This is a genomic window from Bradyrhizobium sp. 33ap4 (assembly GCF_032654765.1).
Lineage (GTDB): Bacteria > Pseudomonadota > Alphaproteobacteria > Rhizobiales > Xanthobacteraceae > Bradyrhizobium > Bradyrhizobium australafricanum.
On sequence record NZ_JAUMTJ010000030.1, the window covers coordinates 54,249 to 68,786 of the forward strand.

General features: G+C 62.2%; 15 protein-coding genes and 2 pseudogenes. 10 read left to right on the plus strand and 7 right to left on the minus strand.

The features are described from left to right. Window positions 1-285: 285 nt before the first annotated feature. The 3 genes and pseudogenes from Q2M23_RS23145 to Q2M23_RS23155 all read right to left on the minus strand — a co-directional run. A pseudogene (locus Q2M23_RS23145) lies at window positions 286-552 on the minus strand (SOS response-associated peptidase family protein); the annotation flags it as partial. Beyond that, on the minus strand, window positions 506-910 hold the full coding sequence (locus Q2M23_RS23150) for a hypothetical protein (RefSeq protein ID WP_316397190.1): 405 nt from the start codon (window positions 908-910) through the stop codon (window positions 506-508). The gene Q2M23_RS23150 and the pseudogene Q2M23_RS23145, both read right to left, overlap by 47 nt. Window positions 911-957: 47 nt before the next feature. Then, a complete protein-coding gene (locus Q2M23_RS23155; RefSeq protein WP_200844448.1) occupies window positions 958-1,353 on the minus strand; it encodes a hypothetical protein in 396 nt (131 codons plus the stop codon). A gap of 145 nt (window positions 1,354-1,498) precedes the next feature. Between Q2M23_RS23155 and Q2M23_RS23160 the strand changes: the two genes are divergently transcribed. The 3 genes from Q2M23_RS23160 to Q2M23_RS23170 all read left to right on the plus strand — a co-directional run bounded on the left by Q2M23_RS23160 (window position 1,499) and on the right by Q2M23_RS23170 (window position 3,665). Further along, window positions 1,499-2,431, plus strand: coding sequence for a Ku protein (locus Q2M23_RS23160; protein WP_316397147.1), 933 nt, complete (start codon window positions 1,499-1,501; stop codon window positions 2,429-2,431). A gap of 272 nt (window positions 2,432-2,703) precedes the next feature. Then, window positions 2,704-3,204: an NUDIX domain-containing protein gene (locus tag Q2M23_RS23165; protein WP_141340652.1), complete on the plus strand. Its 501-nt coding sequence runs from the start codon at window positions 2,704-2,706 to the stop codon at window positions 3,202-3,204. Continuing rightward, complete coding sequence (locus tag Q2M23_RS23170) at window positions 3,201-3,665, plus strand: metallophosphoesterase family protein (RefSeq protein ID WP_141340651.1); 465 nt, start codon at window positions 3,201-3,203, stop codon at window positions 3,663-3,665. The genes Q2M23_RS23165 and Q2M23_RS23170 overlap by 4 nt, the downstream gene beginning before the upstream one ends. A gap of 76 nt (window positions 3,666-3,741) precedes the next feature. Here Q2M23_RS23170 and ligD read toward each other — a convergent pair whose 3' ends face one another. Continuing rightward, window positions 3,742-4,689: a non-homologous end-joining DNA ligase gene (gene ligD / locus Q2M23_RS23175; RefSeq protein ID WP_316397148.1), complete on the minus strand. Its 948-nt coding sequence runs from the start codon at window positions 4,687-4,689 to the stop codon at window positions 3,742-3,744. Between the two features lie 153 nt (window positions 4,690-4,842). On the opposite strand from ligD, the pseudogene Q2M23_RS23180 reads away from it, so the two are divergent. From Q2M23_RS23180 to Q2M23_RS23195, 4 genes and pseudogenes are all read left to right on the plus strand, one after another. After that, window positions 4,843-5,106 (plus strand): annotated as a pseudogene (locus Q2M23_RS23180) (cell envelope biogenesis protein TolA); the annotation flags it as partial. 461 nt (window positions 5,107-5,567) lie between these two features. Further along, window positions 5,568-5,756: a hypothetical protein gene (locus Q2M23_RS23185; RefSeq protein ID WP_076830891.1), complete on the plus strand. Its 189-nt coding sequence runs from the start codon at window positions 5,568-5,570 to the stop codon at window positions 5,754-5,756. Between the two features lie 532 nt (window positions 5,757-6,288). Continuing rightward, a complete protein-coding gene (locus Q2M23_RS23190) occupies window positions 6,289-7,182 on the plus strand; it encodes an ArdC family protein (protein ID WP_316397149.1) in 894 nt (297 codons plus the stop codon). A 742-nt stretch (window positions 7,183-7,924) separates the two neighbouring features. After that, on the plus strand, window positions 7,925-8,236 hold the full coding sequence (locus Q2M23_RS23195) for a DUF736 domain-containing protein (protein WP_316397150.1): 312 nt from the start codon (window positions 7,925-7,927) through the stop codon (window positions 8,234-8,236). Window positions 8,237-8,423: 187 nt separating this feature from the next. Here the strand turns inward: Q2M23_RS23195 and Q2M23_RS23200 are convergent, their stop codons facing one another. Continuing rightward, the gene (locus Q2M23_RS23200; protein ID WP_076830916.1) at window positions 8,424-8,660 is read right to left on the minus strand and encodes a multiprotein-bridging factor 1 family protein; all 237 of its coding nucleotides are present in this window, start codon (window positions 8,658-8,660) and stop codon (window positions 8,424-8,426) included. Window positions 8,661-8,876: 216 nt separating this feature from the next. On the opposite strand from Q2M23_RS23200, the gene Q2M23_RS23205 reads away from it, so the two are divergent. Continuing rightward, the gene (locus Q2M23_RS23205) at window positions 8,877-9,149 is read left to right on the plus strand and encodes a DUF2285 domain-containing protein (RefSeq protein ID WP_316397151.1); all 273 of its coding nucleotides are present in this window, start codon (window positions 8,877-8,879) and stop codon (window positions 9,147-9,149) included. Between the two features lie 601 nt (window positions 9,150-9,750). On the opposite strand, the gene Q2M23_RS23210 is transcribed toward Q2M23_RS23205, so the two are convergent. Next, on the minus strand, window positions 9,751-10,926 hold the full coding sequence (locus Q2M23_RS23210; RefSeq protein WP_316397152.1) for a transposase: 1,176 nt from the start codon (window positions 10,924-10,926) through the stop codon (window positions 9,751-9,753). Between the two features lie 691 nt (window positions 10,927-11,617). Between Q2M23_RS23210 and Q2M23_RS23215 the strand changes: the two genes are divergently transcribed. Beyond that, the gene (locus Q2M23_RS23215; RefSeq protein ID WP_316397153.1) at window positions 11,618-13,738 is read left to right on the plus strand and encodes a DUF3363 domain-containing protein; all 2,121 of its coding nucleotides are present in this window, start codon (window positions 11,618-11,620) and stop codon (window positions 13,736-13,738) included. A 207-nt stretch (window positions 13,739-13,945) separates the two neighbouring features. On the opposite strand, the gene Q2M23_RS23220 is transcribed toward Q2M23_RS23215, so the two are convergent. Beyond that, the gene (locus tag Q2M23_RS23220; RefSeq protein ID WP_253588833.1) at window positions 13,946-14,176 is read right to left on the minus strand and encodes a helix-turn-helix domain-containing protein; all 231 of its coding nucleotides are present in this window, start codon (window positions 14,174-14,176) and stop codon (window positions 13,946-13,948) included. A gap of 82 nt (window positions 14,177-14,258) precedes the next feature. Between Q2M23_RS23220 and Q2M23_RS23225 the strand changes: the two genes are divergently transcribed. Then, the gene (locus Q2M23_RS23225; protein ID WP_316397154.1) at window positions 14,259-14,534 is read left to right on the plus strand and encodes a DNA -binding domain-containing protein; all 276 of its coding nucleotides are present in this window, start codon (window positions 14,259-14,261) and stop codon (window positions 14,532-14,534) included. Window positions 14,535-14,538 lie beyond the last annotated feature (4 nt).

The following is a 14,538-nucleotide window of genomic DNA, read 5'->3' on the forward strand; positions in this document are numbered from 1 at the left end:
GGTTTCGGCGCGCATGCAGTCATCGCTCGCGAATTGAGCTGCGGCGGTTCCATCACGTATGTCGCGATCGCGGCCCGGTACCGCTGGTCGCAGCCCGTGATCATGTCCTACCAGGCCCTGCCGTCGGCGAGATGCCCGAAATCCACGAGCGCAAGGACGCTGAGCAACAATCTGAGCTCTCCGCACGCACGTCCGCGCGTAGCGACGCGCCGCCGTCACGAACGACCCTATACTTCGGGCATTGACGGCGAGGGCTCCATCTGGTCGTCGTCATCGTCAGTCGCGTCACGTACCCGGCGGGTCTTCCTTGACGCTGCGGGCGACGATCCGAAGTGTCTCGTCCGGTAGCGGCCGCTGCAGTTTCAGGGCTTCGTCCGCAGGTGCTGTCATCCAGATTTCGACTTCGTCCGGCTTCGTTAGGATCACTGGCATCGCCTTCGGGTGGATGGCCGCGACATCGGCGTTTGGCTCCGTCGTGAGGAACGCGAAGAGGTCGTTGGTCGTCTCACCTTCCTTGACCTTCCGGACAGACGTCCAATTGGTCCAGATGTCGCAGCCGGCTGGCGAGATCGTGCACGAAGGTGGTAGGCGGGTGCTTCATCGCCGCGAGGTCCACGTCGCTCGGCGTCTTGCAGCGCGCGCACCTGATCTCCAGCCAGGGGAAGCCTCCATTCACGGCCTGATCGATGGTCGGCGATGGATCGATCGGTTCGCCGTCACTCCACATCCGCTCGTTCCAGCTTTCGCAAAGCAGCGTGTCCGCTTGCTGGATCATTGCTTCGCCCTTGGCCCGCATCTCCGCCGATTGGCCAGCCAGGATATTCGCCATCGCGCGTGCCTTGCCGAGCTCTTTCGCCAGAGCCTTGCGATCGCCGCCCGACAGGGGCGTAGGATGATACTTCGGGGCCATCCGGACATCCAGGCGCAAAGAGATCGGATCGGCAAATCCTGAGCAAACTACGGCGTCTCGAACGCTGGCCAGCACCCGTCTTCTTCATGTCTGCCGGTGCGCTGCTGGCAGGTGTTGTCGAGCAACCGTTGCGCCACGTCCTTCCAGACGGCGTTGGCGCCATACAAGCGGACGGCATCGGCGGTCTGGATCTCCACGGTCCGCTCGCAGCGGCGGCAGGAGACGCGCAGCACGTGGGCCTTAATTTCCGAGAGGCGTCGCTGTCGAGCCTGGGCCACGGCCGGGCCGGCGCGAGGGTCTTTGAGGACCGATTCCCAATATTCGGCCGGGAGCGGAGCATCTGGACCCGCAGCGGACGGCGCTCGTCTACGGTCGGCTTCAGCGGTCAGTTTTTCCATTTGCTTCGGGTTCGGCATGCGCCAGCTCGCGGGTCGGTCGGTCATGTCCGAATTAGAACATAGCAAGAACACTGTCGAGTCCGACCGGGCAGCCGCCGAGAAAAAATCCTCCTGTCGGACGGGTCGCGATGTCGGAACCAAGCCGGGTCGTTCGTCTTGAATCCGGTATCAGTATCGGAGTTCCGCCGGCATGGCCCACCGCGCTAACTGGAAAGGCTTCCTGCGTCTTTCCCTCGTCACCTGTCCGGTCGCGCTCTATCCGGCCACCTCGGAATCTGAAAAGGTCTCGTTCAACCAGCTGAACCGAAAGACCGGCCATCGGATCAAGTACGCCAAGGTCGACGCCGACACCGGCGAGGAGGTCGACAACGAGGACATCGTCAAGGGCTACAAGGTTGATACCGATACCTTCATCGAGGTGACCAAGGAGGAGCTTGAGAACGTCGCGCTGGAATCGACGCGAACCATCGAGATTGACGAGTTCGTCGACCGCAGCGAGATTGATCCCCGATATCTCATTCGCCCCTACTATCTGCGTCCCGACGGCAAAGTTGGGCACGATGCCTTCGCCGTCATTCGGGAAACCATCCGCGAGATGAACAAGGTCGCGATCGGCCGCGTGGTGCTGACCAATCGCGAGCACATCATCGCGCTCGAACCGCTCGACAAGGGTCTGATGGGTACGCTGTTGCGCTACCCTTACGAAGTCCGCTCCGCCGAAGAGTATTTCGACGACATCCAGGACGTCAAAGTCACCAAGGACATGCTCGATCTCGCCAAGCACATCGTCAATCAGAAGGCGGGCCATTTCGAACCGGACAAGTTCGAAGACCAGTACGAAACCGCCCTCATCGATCTCATCAATCAGAAGCGCGCCGGCAAGCCCATCACCGCGAAAGCGCGTCCTCGAGGTGAGAACGTCGTGGACCTGATGGACGCGCTGCGCAAGAGCATCGGAAGAGAGAGGGCGGCCGCGACAGAGGCGCCGAAGAAGACAGCCAAGAAGCCGCGCAAGGCAGCGGCCGGGCAGAAGGAAATGCTGATGCCGATCGCAGGCAAGAAGCCGGCGAAAGAGGCCGTGGCGAAGAAGCCGGCAGCCAAGCCGCAGCGGAAGTCGGCTTAGGTGTCGTGAAGCATCCGGTGACGCCGGACGGCCACTCCTTCGTCGTCCGCGGCAGGCTCTGGCAAATGGCGTCTCAACGAGGTCACGCGAGATCATCTCGTCGGCCGTCTAATGGCGGCCCGGTGCGCGCGCCAGGAAGGCGGCCGACCGCGAGGCCGAAGTAACGGTGCATCGGACCGCGGACGAGGCTAAGCAGGCGCTCGGCGAGCGCGGTCCGGTATGGCGGGACGACGGCTCGCCGGCTCTCGGTTGCTCTGCAAAGTAGGAGCGATATGGCCGCGGTGAAAAAGACTTCCAGATCGACCTTGAGCGCAGGCATTCTCGCATACCGCAAGGGCGCTCATGGGCTCGAGGTTCTGCTCGTTCATCCCGGCGGCCCGTTCTGGCGTAAGAAGGATGATGGCGCCTGGTCCATTCCTAAGGGCGAAATCGATGCCAATGATGCTCCGGAGCACGTCGCTCGACGCGAATTTGCCGAAGAACTCGGCCCGAGCGCTTCGATTGGTCCGCTCCAGCCGCTGGGGGAAGTCCGACAGCGAGGAGGCAAGCGCGTCATCGCGTTCGCCGGCAAGGGCCACTTTGACCCGGGGACGCCGACCAGCAATAGCTTCGATATCGAATGGCCGCCCCGAAGCGGTCGACGGCAGAGCTTTCCCGAAGTCGACCGAGCGGAATGGTTTGATATCGAGCTCGCGCGGACCAAGATGCTGTCCGCCCAGGTCGAGTTTCTCGATCGTCTTTTGGCAATCGCAGTTGAGAGCGCCGTCAAATGATGTTCCGGATCGGAATCATTTCGGACACGCACGGCCTGTTGAGGCCCGAGGCGGAACGAGGCCTGACGGGCGTCGATCACATCATCCATGCCGGCGACATCGGGCGCCCCGAGATCGTCGACGCGCTTCGCCGGATTGCGCCCGTCACGGCCATTCGTGGAAACGTGGACAGTGGCGAGTTGGCTCGCGACTACCCCGACACGAACCTTGTGCGCCTGGCGGGAAAGTCGATCTACGTTCTGCACGACCTGAAGACGCTGAAGGCCGATCCCGGTGGCGGCATCGACGTCATCGTCTCCGGGCATTCCCACGTGCCGAAGATCGACACGGTCGGTGGCATTCTCTACCTGAATCCCGGCAGCGCGGGACCTCGGCGTTTCAAGCTGCCGATCACGTTTGCGACGCTCGAACTCACGCCTGACGGCATGCGACCGGAAATCCACGACCTTGAAGGCGACTGAGTGCCACCGCGGAGGGCCGGAGGAGGCGAGTGCGTCAATCCTTCCGTTTGCCGGGCTACGCCCCCGGGGGGAAGCGCTATTTGCGCGGACGTTCTCGCTCGCGCACGACCTCCTTCGCCCGCTTGTCGGACCTGAGCCCGAGATAGACGGGCTGGCGCAGTTCGCCCTTGCTCGTCCACTCCGCGAATTTGACCTCGTCAACCAACGAGGGTTTGACCCAGGTCGTGGCAGCCTCGTCCTTCACTTTGGCAGGGAAGGGTGATTTAGGGGTCGTCAGCTTCACGAGCTTGGCATGGAGGTCTTCCAGGACCTTGTGGCTGAAGCCAGTGCCGACATGTCCGATGTAGCGCCATGTGTCGTCTTCCCGCACGGCGAGGACCAGGGCGCCGAAGAACGGTCTGGTGCGCTTAGGCGCTGTGAATCCCGCGATCACCACTTCCTGCCGCTTTGCTGTCTTGATCTTCAGCCAATCCGCCGTCCGGCTTCCGGACGCATACGCGCTGTCGGCGCGCTTCGCCATAACGCCTTCCAGACCTTTCCGCTCGGCCTCGGCGAAGAATTTCGTGCCGTTCGCTTTGCGGTGACGGCTGAAGGCGATCAGCCGGTGGCTCGGCAGGATCGCTTTCAGCCGCTCCTTGCGCTCGAGAAGAGGCCGTTTGCGCAAGTCAATTGCGTTCTGAAACATGAGATCGAAGGCACAATACAGGAGCTTTGCTTCATGACGCAGCGCGTTCTGCAGCAGCTGGAAATGCGAGACGCCGTCCTTTCCGATCGCCACGAGCTCGCCATCGATCACGGCGTCGCCCTTCACGCCCTCCAGCGCTTTGGCGACCTCGATATAGCTGCGGCTGATGATCTTGCCGTTGCGGCTGTAGAGCGAAACCTTGCCCCGGCGGATTTCCGCGATCATCCGGAAGCCATCGTACTTATCCTCGAAAACCCAGCCGGGGTCGTCGAACGGCGCGTCGGTGAGCGTAGCGAGCATCGGCTGTAGGCGTTTGGGCAGGGTCGACGTCCGGCTCATTCAATGGCCAATCCTTCAGAGCGTGTTGTGTAAGGCACGGACGTCCTTCAAGAATGAGGGAACGCTGAAAGCCATGGCATGTTCCGTCAGACGCCGCGGCATATCGCAGGGTGCGCGACGTTAACTATCGAACGGGAAGGTCTGATCAGACCGATGGCCAGAAAACTGAGAACCTACCAGACTTCGCTGGGCTTCTTCGATCTGGCGATAGCCGCTCCTTCCATGAAAGCGGCTCTGGAAGCGTGGGGCGCAGACAGCAATCTCTTTCATCAGGGCGCGGCGAAGGAAAGCGAGGATCCGGACGTCATCGCCGCAACCATGGAAAAGCCTGGCGTCGTGCTCAGGCGCCCGGTCGGATCCGACGGATCTTTCAAGGAACGTGCCGAGCTGCCCACGGATCGTCTTCTTGCCAGCGACCGTCAAACTAGTCAGCCAGTTGTCAAGTTCGCCGCCCCGAGTGACAAACACGCCATAGATTTCGAGCGTGTCGAATAGCTAATCGGCCGCACGTCGACTCTTCCATCAAGGAGTCTTACCTGCCATCCTGTCCGAAGGTCGGGGCCATACTGCGGTCGACTTCGTCGAAGCTGGAGTGGCGTTCTTCGACCGCGAGAAATACCCCGACTGCGAAATCTCGGACGAAGAATTTGCATCCCTGCACACATCGCGAAAGTCTGAGGACGTTGTCGAGAGCAAACCGTCTGCGGACATCCGTTTTGTTGGCTGCTTAATGAGCAATGGGCGCTACCTGTCGGCGAGAGGGGCGCCAGACAGGAAAAGTTGGACGCTCAACGATGATCCATCTTGAATGCCGATGACCAGACATTGTTTCGCTGAGAAGCTGTGTTACAAGCCGCTCCTAAATCTAAGGAGCTGTCATGGCGAAGAAAGCAACAAAGAAACGTGCCAAGCGTCGCGAATGGACCAAGGCCGATGTCAAGGAATTGAAGGCGCACTCGAAGGCACGCACTCCGGTCGTTAAAATAGCCAAGATCACCAAGCGCACTGTCGGCGCGCTGCGCCAGAAGGCGCTACATCTCGGGATCGGGCTCGGACATCAGCGGTAACGAATAGAAGAGGGGGCGCGTCGTTGACGCGCTCCGCCAGCTTACGGCCTTACGCTGCAGTAAGCGGCGGCACGAAGCTTCGAGGCGGTACGGGGCCAATGCGGCTCGCGGTTGTGGCTGTCGTGCATTCTTGAGCTTTGCCTATCTGCCGGAGCCTTGCGCTTGCGAGCAGACTCTTGTCGATTACTTCCATAGTTTTTCGAGAAAGCTAGGCTCGCACGGCGCGACCGCCATGCTTTTGAAGCCGGTGGTCTGGTACGACATCACCTAGCGCGTTCTCATTTTCAGACGTCGCCCACGAGGCCTCACCACTCTCGTCGGTATGTTCTGGGGCCTGCGACCCCCAGGCCGTGAAGGCCAAGTCCCCATGAAGAATGGGGGCGGAAAACGGCGGGCCGTGTAGTCGCCTCACTTCGCTTGGCTCCGGCCCGCACCAGCCCCGCTCGTTTTCCGGCCTGTGACGGCCACCCCCCGCTCATTGGCGCTGGCCTAGTTCCGGTTGCATGCGCAACCGGCAAACTAGGAGAAGCTCATGAAAGCCAACGTTTACCAGAAGATCACGGATCAGATCGTTCAGAAGCTAGAGCAAGGCGTAAGGCCTTGGCACCAGCCGTGGAAAGCGGAACATGGCACGGGGCGCATCTCGCGACCTCTGCGCGGCAACGGCATTCCTTACAATGGCATCAACATTCTCATGCTGTGGTCGGCGGCCGTCGCGAACGGTTACACCGCACCCATCTGGATGACTTACAAGCAGGCCAGCACGCTTGACGGCAAAGTCCGCAAAGGGGAGACCGGGACGCTTGTCGTTTATGCTGACAGGATCATTCGAAAAGAGACCAAGTCCGAAACAGGCGAAGAGGCCGGACGCGCGATCCCCTTCATGAAGGGCTACACGGTCTTCAATGTCGAGCAGATCGGCGGGCTTCCGTCGCACTACTACGGCCAGCCAGAGCAGCCGACCGCCCCCATTCAGCGCACCACCCACGCCGACGCGTTCTTTGCGGCAACCGGAGCCAATATCGTCCATGGCGGCAGCCGCGCCTGCTATGTTCCCTCGACCGACAACATTCATATGCCCTGCATCGACTTCTTCCGCGATGCGATCAGCTACTACGCAACGCTTGCGCATGAATGCACGCACTGGACAGGCCATGAAAGCCGGTTGAATCGTGACTTCGGCCGCAAACGTTTTGGGGATGAAGGCTATGCGGTGGAAGAACTGGTCGCCGAACTGGGTGCGGCCTTCCTGTCTGCCGATCTGGGCCTCACGCCGGAGGTGAGGGAGGACCACGCCGCCTATATAGCGTCCTGGATCAAGGTCCTGAAGAACGACAAGCGCGCCATCTTCACCGCCTCATCGCATGCGCAGCACGCGGCGGATTATCTTCACGCGTTGCAGACAGAAAATTCCGCCGCGGCCTGAGCCGCGGCGTCTCGATGCAGACATGACCGGACTACGTAGCGGAGCCGCGCGAGCGTCCCCCGGCAAGTGCCAAAATTTCGGCCGCGCGCCTGACCGGCGCGCGGCCGATCTAGTTTGCGTACAGCGGCGGCGACCGCTGCTTGGAGGCCCCGTCATGATCGAGACCTCGATCACCTTGATCTACGCCGTCTGCGGCCGCCAAGGGATCGTTATGTCGTGCTCGTCATTCAGCATCGAGCGAGAAGGCCGAACGCGCTGCTCGTGTAATGCCTGGAGCATTGAGATTGCGGTCTGTCGCATCGCTTCAGGCGTAGCTTCGCCTCGGCACGCGGGACTGCGACGAGGGACGCTGGTGTTTGCCGGCATACGTCTCCTAGCTGTTGATACACCAAATGTCAGCATGTGCCCGATCGATTTGGCTCAAGTCCTTGTACTGCGCTGGTGTCGGCCGCCACGGTGGTCTCCGTCGGTTCGTTCATGGCGCGTCCAACGCAACCTCGAATGGGCTGATCAGGCCCGAGGGGCGGCCAAGGCCTCGATCGCCTTCCCGCAACGGCTGCGCCCGCTTTTTTCCCCTGCCGCGAAGGAGCGGCATTCCTCGCGGGAAGACAAAAATGGCAGGCTATCGCCGTCCTCCGCTGCGCTGCGGGCCCAAAAAAGTCTGCGGGCCGATCGCTCCCCGGGCCAAGGATCGCCATCGAGGCTGCGATGGGCGCGGCCCGAGCAACAAACGGAGACTATCATGGCTACCATCGGCACCTTCACCGCTTCGGACAACGGCTACGTCGGCTCGATCAAGACGCTGACGCTGAACATCAAGGCACGTTTCGCCGCATCCGAGAAGGACAACGACAAGGCGCCCGACTACCGCATCTTCGCCGGTGTGACCGAGTTCGGCGCCGCCTGGAAGAAGACCGCCCGCGACAGCGATCGCGAATACCTCTCGGTCAAGCTCGACGACCCGAGCTTTCCGGCCCCGATCTACGCCTCGCTGGTGAAGGTCGACGGCGACGAGGGCTTCACCCTGATCTGGTCGCGCCGCAGCGGCAACTGATCGCTGGCGATCATCGGCCCCGCCTCCCCGGAGGCGGGGCTTTTTGCGCTTCTTGCGCGCTCTGAAGGAAACGAAAAGAGCATTTTCCTTCCATCAGTTCGTGACAGTAACTGCGCAATGATGCTCGTCCTTAAATCGAGCAGCCAAGCGGCGAAGACCGTCGGCTCCTTCTGATACCAAGAGTAAATTAGAGCTTGGGACTTCTAAGTCGGACCCCTTCGCCTTTTAAGTCAGCGGAAATAAATTCAATCCCGGCTTTCCTAAGAGCAGCCTCGATTGCATTGGTGGTGCTCGCACGAGGGTCCGAACTTCCCCTCTCAATCCGTGCGATCGCGTTAATGGCAACGATCGCCTTGTCTGCCAAGTCCTGCTGGGTCCAACCTAGAAGGGCTCTGGCCGCCCTAATCTGTCTTGCGGTGATCATGCAGATCACCATTGCCAGCTCTAGCAAATTCGCCAGTAATAGGGTATTTATAGATGCAACTAGGTGTATTTTCGACCTAATCGCAGAGGTAACTAGGCTGCCTGAGTTCCCGAGTCAGAAAATGCACTTTCCGAAGTCGAGAGCACGTGGCATGCCAAAGATGCTTATTTGAACACCGCACATCCCATGTCTCTTCCTCGTAAGGCGTAGCCTCCGATGTCCAAACCGCCGCTCAACCCCGATGTAGCGGACGCTGCACCTAGCGATCAAACCGCAACATCCTATGACCATCAGCATGCCATCACGTATTTGCGTCTGCTGCAGGCCGAAAGTGAAGGCGCCGACTGGAGGGAAGTCGTTCGAATCGTGTTGCATATCGACCCCGAGGTTGACCCTGACCGCGCGCGCAACGCATACCAGAGTCACCTTGCGCGCGCGAAGTGGATGACCGAGAAGGGCCGTCTCTTGCGCGGCGCGGAGGCAAGTTAGAAGAGTTTGTCGACCAACGCGCCGGCTTGGAAATCATCCTCTCCCGCCAAAAACATGGTCATCGAGAAGCACCACGTAGTGCCAGACCAGGGGCGTCCTACAACTCGCTCGTTCACAATTGTTGCACCGCAATCCTTGTTGATTGCGTGCATGCGGGTGGAAGCAATACCTGGGTTCGACTGACGGCTGCTGGAATTCTGCTAGAGCCTTCAGGACGCTGAGATCTCCGACATCGCTCGGGAATGTCTTCGTCGTAACGCGGACACCGGCGCGACTATGAAGCGATGGTCGGCGGCAGCCCAGGTGGCGAAGTGACATCCGTATTCAGGAGGAGACGCGGTATCTGCTTTCGCCCATGACCCGGAGAGATTGTTCAAGCAACGGACGATCTTTTGGCCGCTCGATGGGCTGCCAACTACCGTGCCGGTCGCGGTGACCGCGTCCCTCGTCCGGAGTGGCTCAGAGTCTCGTCCGTTGCTCGATCTCGCGGCTGGCCAGGTCCGCCGCGGAGGCGACGGCTGCCAGGTAGTGCTGCGCATCGGCGCAGTTGATCACCGTGTCTGGTCAAGAGAACCGCCCAGCCGTGACGCTCATTAAGTAGTCAAGTTGGCGTTCGACGGCGAATGTAACGCGTGGGCGTGCGCGGCCCGACGACCTTGGCGCGGCATGCACGGGCGTGCGCCAGGTCCATCCGTTTACGAGTTATCAGCGACGCGAGCGGTTGAGCGCGGCTCCTTGCGCGCGCGATCCAGAGTGCCGGCAGCACATATCGCGCCATCACAGAAGCGCGGTTCGCTGAGAAGCTTATCCCGGATCGTGCCTGGAAAACGCACGACCTGCGCAGCCGAACCGTCCGTCTGACGCAGAGGCAACGCTTAGGGCGCAGCCGGCCGTTGCTCAAATGGGATGGCTGTCGCGTGGTCGGCGAGCGCGAACTTTCTCTCATAAACTGGCAGTCCGATGATGCGCTGGATGGCCGCGAGATTGCGGGACCATTCCTCCCTCCAGACCAATATTTACGGGGCCGGCGAGCGCGGTAGTGGTCCAGGGCGGCCACTCCACCGGCGTGCAGCAGCTTTACCCTGGAAGGGCGCGAGCACGACGGCATGCTTGGCTCCGTCGAGATGCGCGCGTTTGGGCTGTTGTGCCGCTGCTCTTCGCTTTGAGGCTCTGCAGCGGTCTGCTCTTGCGAAGAAACGGCGTCGCAGCCGGCGGCGAGCTGCCGCATCACCGCGGCCGGAGTGCTGCCGGCCGGCGCAAAGACACGCGGTCCATCGGCCAACTCGATCGCGACCGTGCCGTCCGGCGGCTGCACCAGATCGCGCAAGATAGCGAGCGCTGGGAGCTCATTGGCCGCGCTGTCGGCGAGCGTAACCATCGCGAGTTGCGGTGCCTTGCGAACGGTCAGGCCGAACTTGACCCGCCGGCGGACCACCATGCTGGTGGCGACGCCATGGCGGCAGCAAACCTGCGCCACGCTGACGCGGGGTTTCTCCGTCTCCCGCACGATCACCCGCTTCTGCCCGTTGCTGAACCGACGCCGCCTCGACCGCCCGTCCACCGCTTCCGGCGTCAAGCGGCATTTGCATGGCGCGCAACTGGCAGCGCTGCTTGTTTGAGCCCAGGCACTCGGATGAAGCAACAATCGCCACTCCGTCTCGTCGTCGGAGTCTTCGAGACGATCGCGCCAGATCCGCAACGAATCGGGCGAAAGGCCGAGCGCCGCGGCATGCTTGGCATGCCCGATGCAGCTCCAGTTCGTCGCCTCGACATGCATGCTCCAGAACGCTCGAAGCGCGATCGGACCGCAGTTCGTGCGCACGCTATGGCGATAGCGCGTGACCTCTTGCGTCGCTTCGGCTGCCGCTTCTTGCGCTGACGTTCTGCCGTTGCTTGGTACAAATTCCGGAGCTTTTCCGCACGTTTGCGTAAGTCTTCCGGACTCATCAGATGGCACACCCACGCTCAAACGTTGCCATCGAAAGCATGCGCCGGCCGCAATATTCCTCCGCATCCTGGTCGCTGCGGTACCGGCTCTCAACGTGCGTGGGTGTTGGCCTTTGCCCACGAACGGCGAAGCGCCGTCGGACATCCTCCACTGCAGCAGAGAACCCGAAATGGAACGAGAACACACTGTGGAAGAGTTGTGCAGGGACCGGACGCTTAAAGACGACCGAGCGATGGCAAGATAAAGCGAACTGTCGTTCGCACCTCGCGGGCTCGGCAAGTGATTGTCTGCACATTGTCTTTGGCACCTTGCGAGGGCGATCTGACGGCGTTGTGCAATGTGCGCATGCCGCCGCCTCAAGGACGTTCTTGTTTGTTTTCAAGTTCGGAACGGTTGCCGCCCGCAATGTGCGCCGGGGCTTGCCCCGCCATCTCTGCACTGCCGCACCCCATTCTGCGACGCTTTCCGATCGATGATTTTGAGGCTTGCGCGGCGTGACTCCCGCGCCGATCGTCACGTCATGGCGAGCGATGAGCACGACGATTTCCGCATCAGGCCTGGTCGGGTGCGCAACCGGGGCACGCGCGTCAACGCGCGCGATCTGCCCTTCCTGACCGAGGTGAAGCTCGCCGTGCGCAAGGCGGGCGGCAACCCCAGGCAGATCGGCCGAGGCCCGGAATCGGCGGGCAGCCGGAACGGGCAGGGCCCCGGCCGCTTCAACGCGCGCGGCCGCGGCGCCAGGGTGGTGGCGTCCTTTCCTCGGGACGGCGGCGGCTGGCAGCAGGACTCCAGCGGTCGCTTCCGCGCGCGTCGGGTCGTGGTCAAGGCGCGGGTGGTGAAGCTTAACCCGCAACGAGGTTCGCGCGGGCCAAAGATGCGCGGCGCACCGAGCAGGGCGGCCGCCGCACATTTGCGTTACCTCGAGCGCGACGGCGTCAGCCGCGGCGGCGAGAAAGGCCGCGCTTATTCAGCCATTGAGAACGAAGCGGACGGCAAGGCGTTCATCGAACGCGGACGTGAGGATCGCCACCAGTTCCGGTTCATTGTCGCGCCGGAGGATTCCATCGAGATGGCGGACCTGCGCGGTTTCACCCGCGACCTCATGCGCCAGATGGAGACCGATCTCGGTACCAGGCTGGACTGGATCGCCGTCGATCATCACAACACCGGCCATCCGCATACCCATGTCATGGTGCGCGGGGTGCTCGATGATGGCCGCATCCTCAACATTGCCGGTGATTATATCGCTCATGGCGTCCGCCATCGGGCGAGTGAACTGGTCACGCTCGAACTTGGCCCGCAGACCGAGATCGAGCTTCAGAACAAGCTCCACAACGAGGTGCAGGCCGAGCGCTGGACCCGGCTCGACAAGATGCTGGCCTCCGAGCAGCGCGACCAGGGCGTCATCGATCTCAGGCCCGGCGAAGGGGCGAGCTATCTCGTCCGCGAGAACCGCGCCAACCTGATCGGGCGCGTCCGCCAGCTTGAGCGGTACGGCATCGTCAGCGAGGCCGAGCCGGGTCGCTGGACGCTCTCGGGCAAGGCCGAACGGACCTTGCGGGAGCTTGGGGAGCGGGGCGACATCATCAAGACCATGCATCGGGCGCTTGCCGAGCATGGCATCGCCTCCGAGCGCGGGCCCAGCCAGTACGTCACCCACGGCAGGCAGATCGCCGGGCCGGTCGTCGGCCGGGTGCTGGCGAAGGGACTGGCCGGCGACGAGATGAGCGACCGGTTGCATCTCGTTATCGATGGCGTGGACGGGCGCACCCACTATGTCGAGACGGCCGATCCGGCCAGGCTAGACGAGATCAAGCGCGGCCACATCGTCGCGCTCGAGCCGGTGCTGAGCAAGCCGGAGCCACGAGCTGCGGACCTCAACATCCGCGACAGGGCGGCCATGAACGGTGGCCTCTACCGGCCGAGCGAGCATCTGGTGGCCGCGCGCCCGGAGATCGAACGCTTCAAGGGCGACCCGGACGCGTTCGTCCGTGCCCACGTCCGCCGGCTCGAAGCCCTCCGCCGCGCCGGCCATGTCGAGCGCATCGACGCCGACCACTGGAAAATCCCCCACGACATCGCCGAACGCGGCATGGCCTATGACGCCCCCGGCCGGCCGAAGGACTTTGCCATTCGCACGCTCTCCACCCTCGATCTTGAACGCCAGATCGGCAGCGACGGCGCGACCTGGCTCGACCGGGAACTGGCCTCAGCCAACCGGACGCCGCTCGCGGAGGCGGGCTTCGGGCGGGAGGTCACGGACGCGATGGAACGCCGCCGCCTGGCCCTCGTCGATCAGGGGCACGCCACCCGGCTTGTCGACGGCCGCGTTCGTGCGCCGAAAGACCTCATCGCCCGCCTTGAGGCGACCGAGATCAGTCGCGTCGGGCGGCAGATGGCGGCCGAGCGCGGGCTGACTTACCTGCCGGGCAAGCCGGGCGAATTCGTCGCCGGTAAGCTTGCGGGCGTCGCTACGCTGGCCAGCGGGCGCTTTGCCATGATCGACGACGGCCTCGGCTTCCAGCTCGTGCCCTGGCAGCCTGTGCTCGACAAGCGCATCGGTCAGCACATCAGCGGCGTAATGCGCGACAGCGGTGGCATCGAATGGGGGTTCGGCCGGAAACGTGGGCTGGGGCTATGAGCTGGAGCCTTTTGCCTGCCCGCCGACCGTCTTCCGACCGGCGAGAGCGCGGACGAACGATCGGGGTCTTCGAACCGCGAACGCAGCATACGCGTTCGATAATCAGAGACTTCTGCTGATGAAGCTGCCTTCAGCAGTGAGCACCTGAAGGGTTGGTACGGACTTGGCCGGGCACCACTTCGAAAGCGTCATCGGTCCGCCGATCCGCTATCGAGGCTTCGTCCTCTTGCTGACCGGCTTGAAGAATTCTGCCGGTTCAACATCAAGGACGGCAGAAAATTTGCCAATGATTTCCAAACCTACGTAGGTAATGCCCCTTTCCACCTTGCTCACATGAGCGCGGTCGACAGCTGCCTCATGGGCCAGCTCTTCCTGGGAAATTCCCCGCTGGTGCCGAATGCGGCGCAAATTCGTCGCGAATAGCTGACGCAGATCCATTGCGCCAGCCAAGCGGTTTGTGGTTTATTGACCCACGGCTTTAAAACCGAATTCGTGGGGTGCGAGTGGATGGGAGGACCCTATGCGTAATGCTCTGACCCGCCCCGGTGTTGCGGCAATTGCGCCGGCCGATCCGGCCTTAACCCCCTATGACCACGCCCACCGTATGACTTATCTGAGGTTACTTGACGCTCACGCTGAAGGTACCGACTGGCGCGAGGTCGTACGAAATGTGTTGTCCATCGATCCTGATCGAGAGCCGGTACAGGCGCGCAAAACGTTTGACAGCCATCTAGCCCGAGCCAAGTGGATGACGGAACACGGCTACAGACACCTGTTGAAAGGTGCATTTAGATAACCGG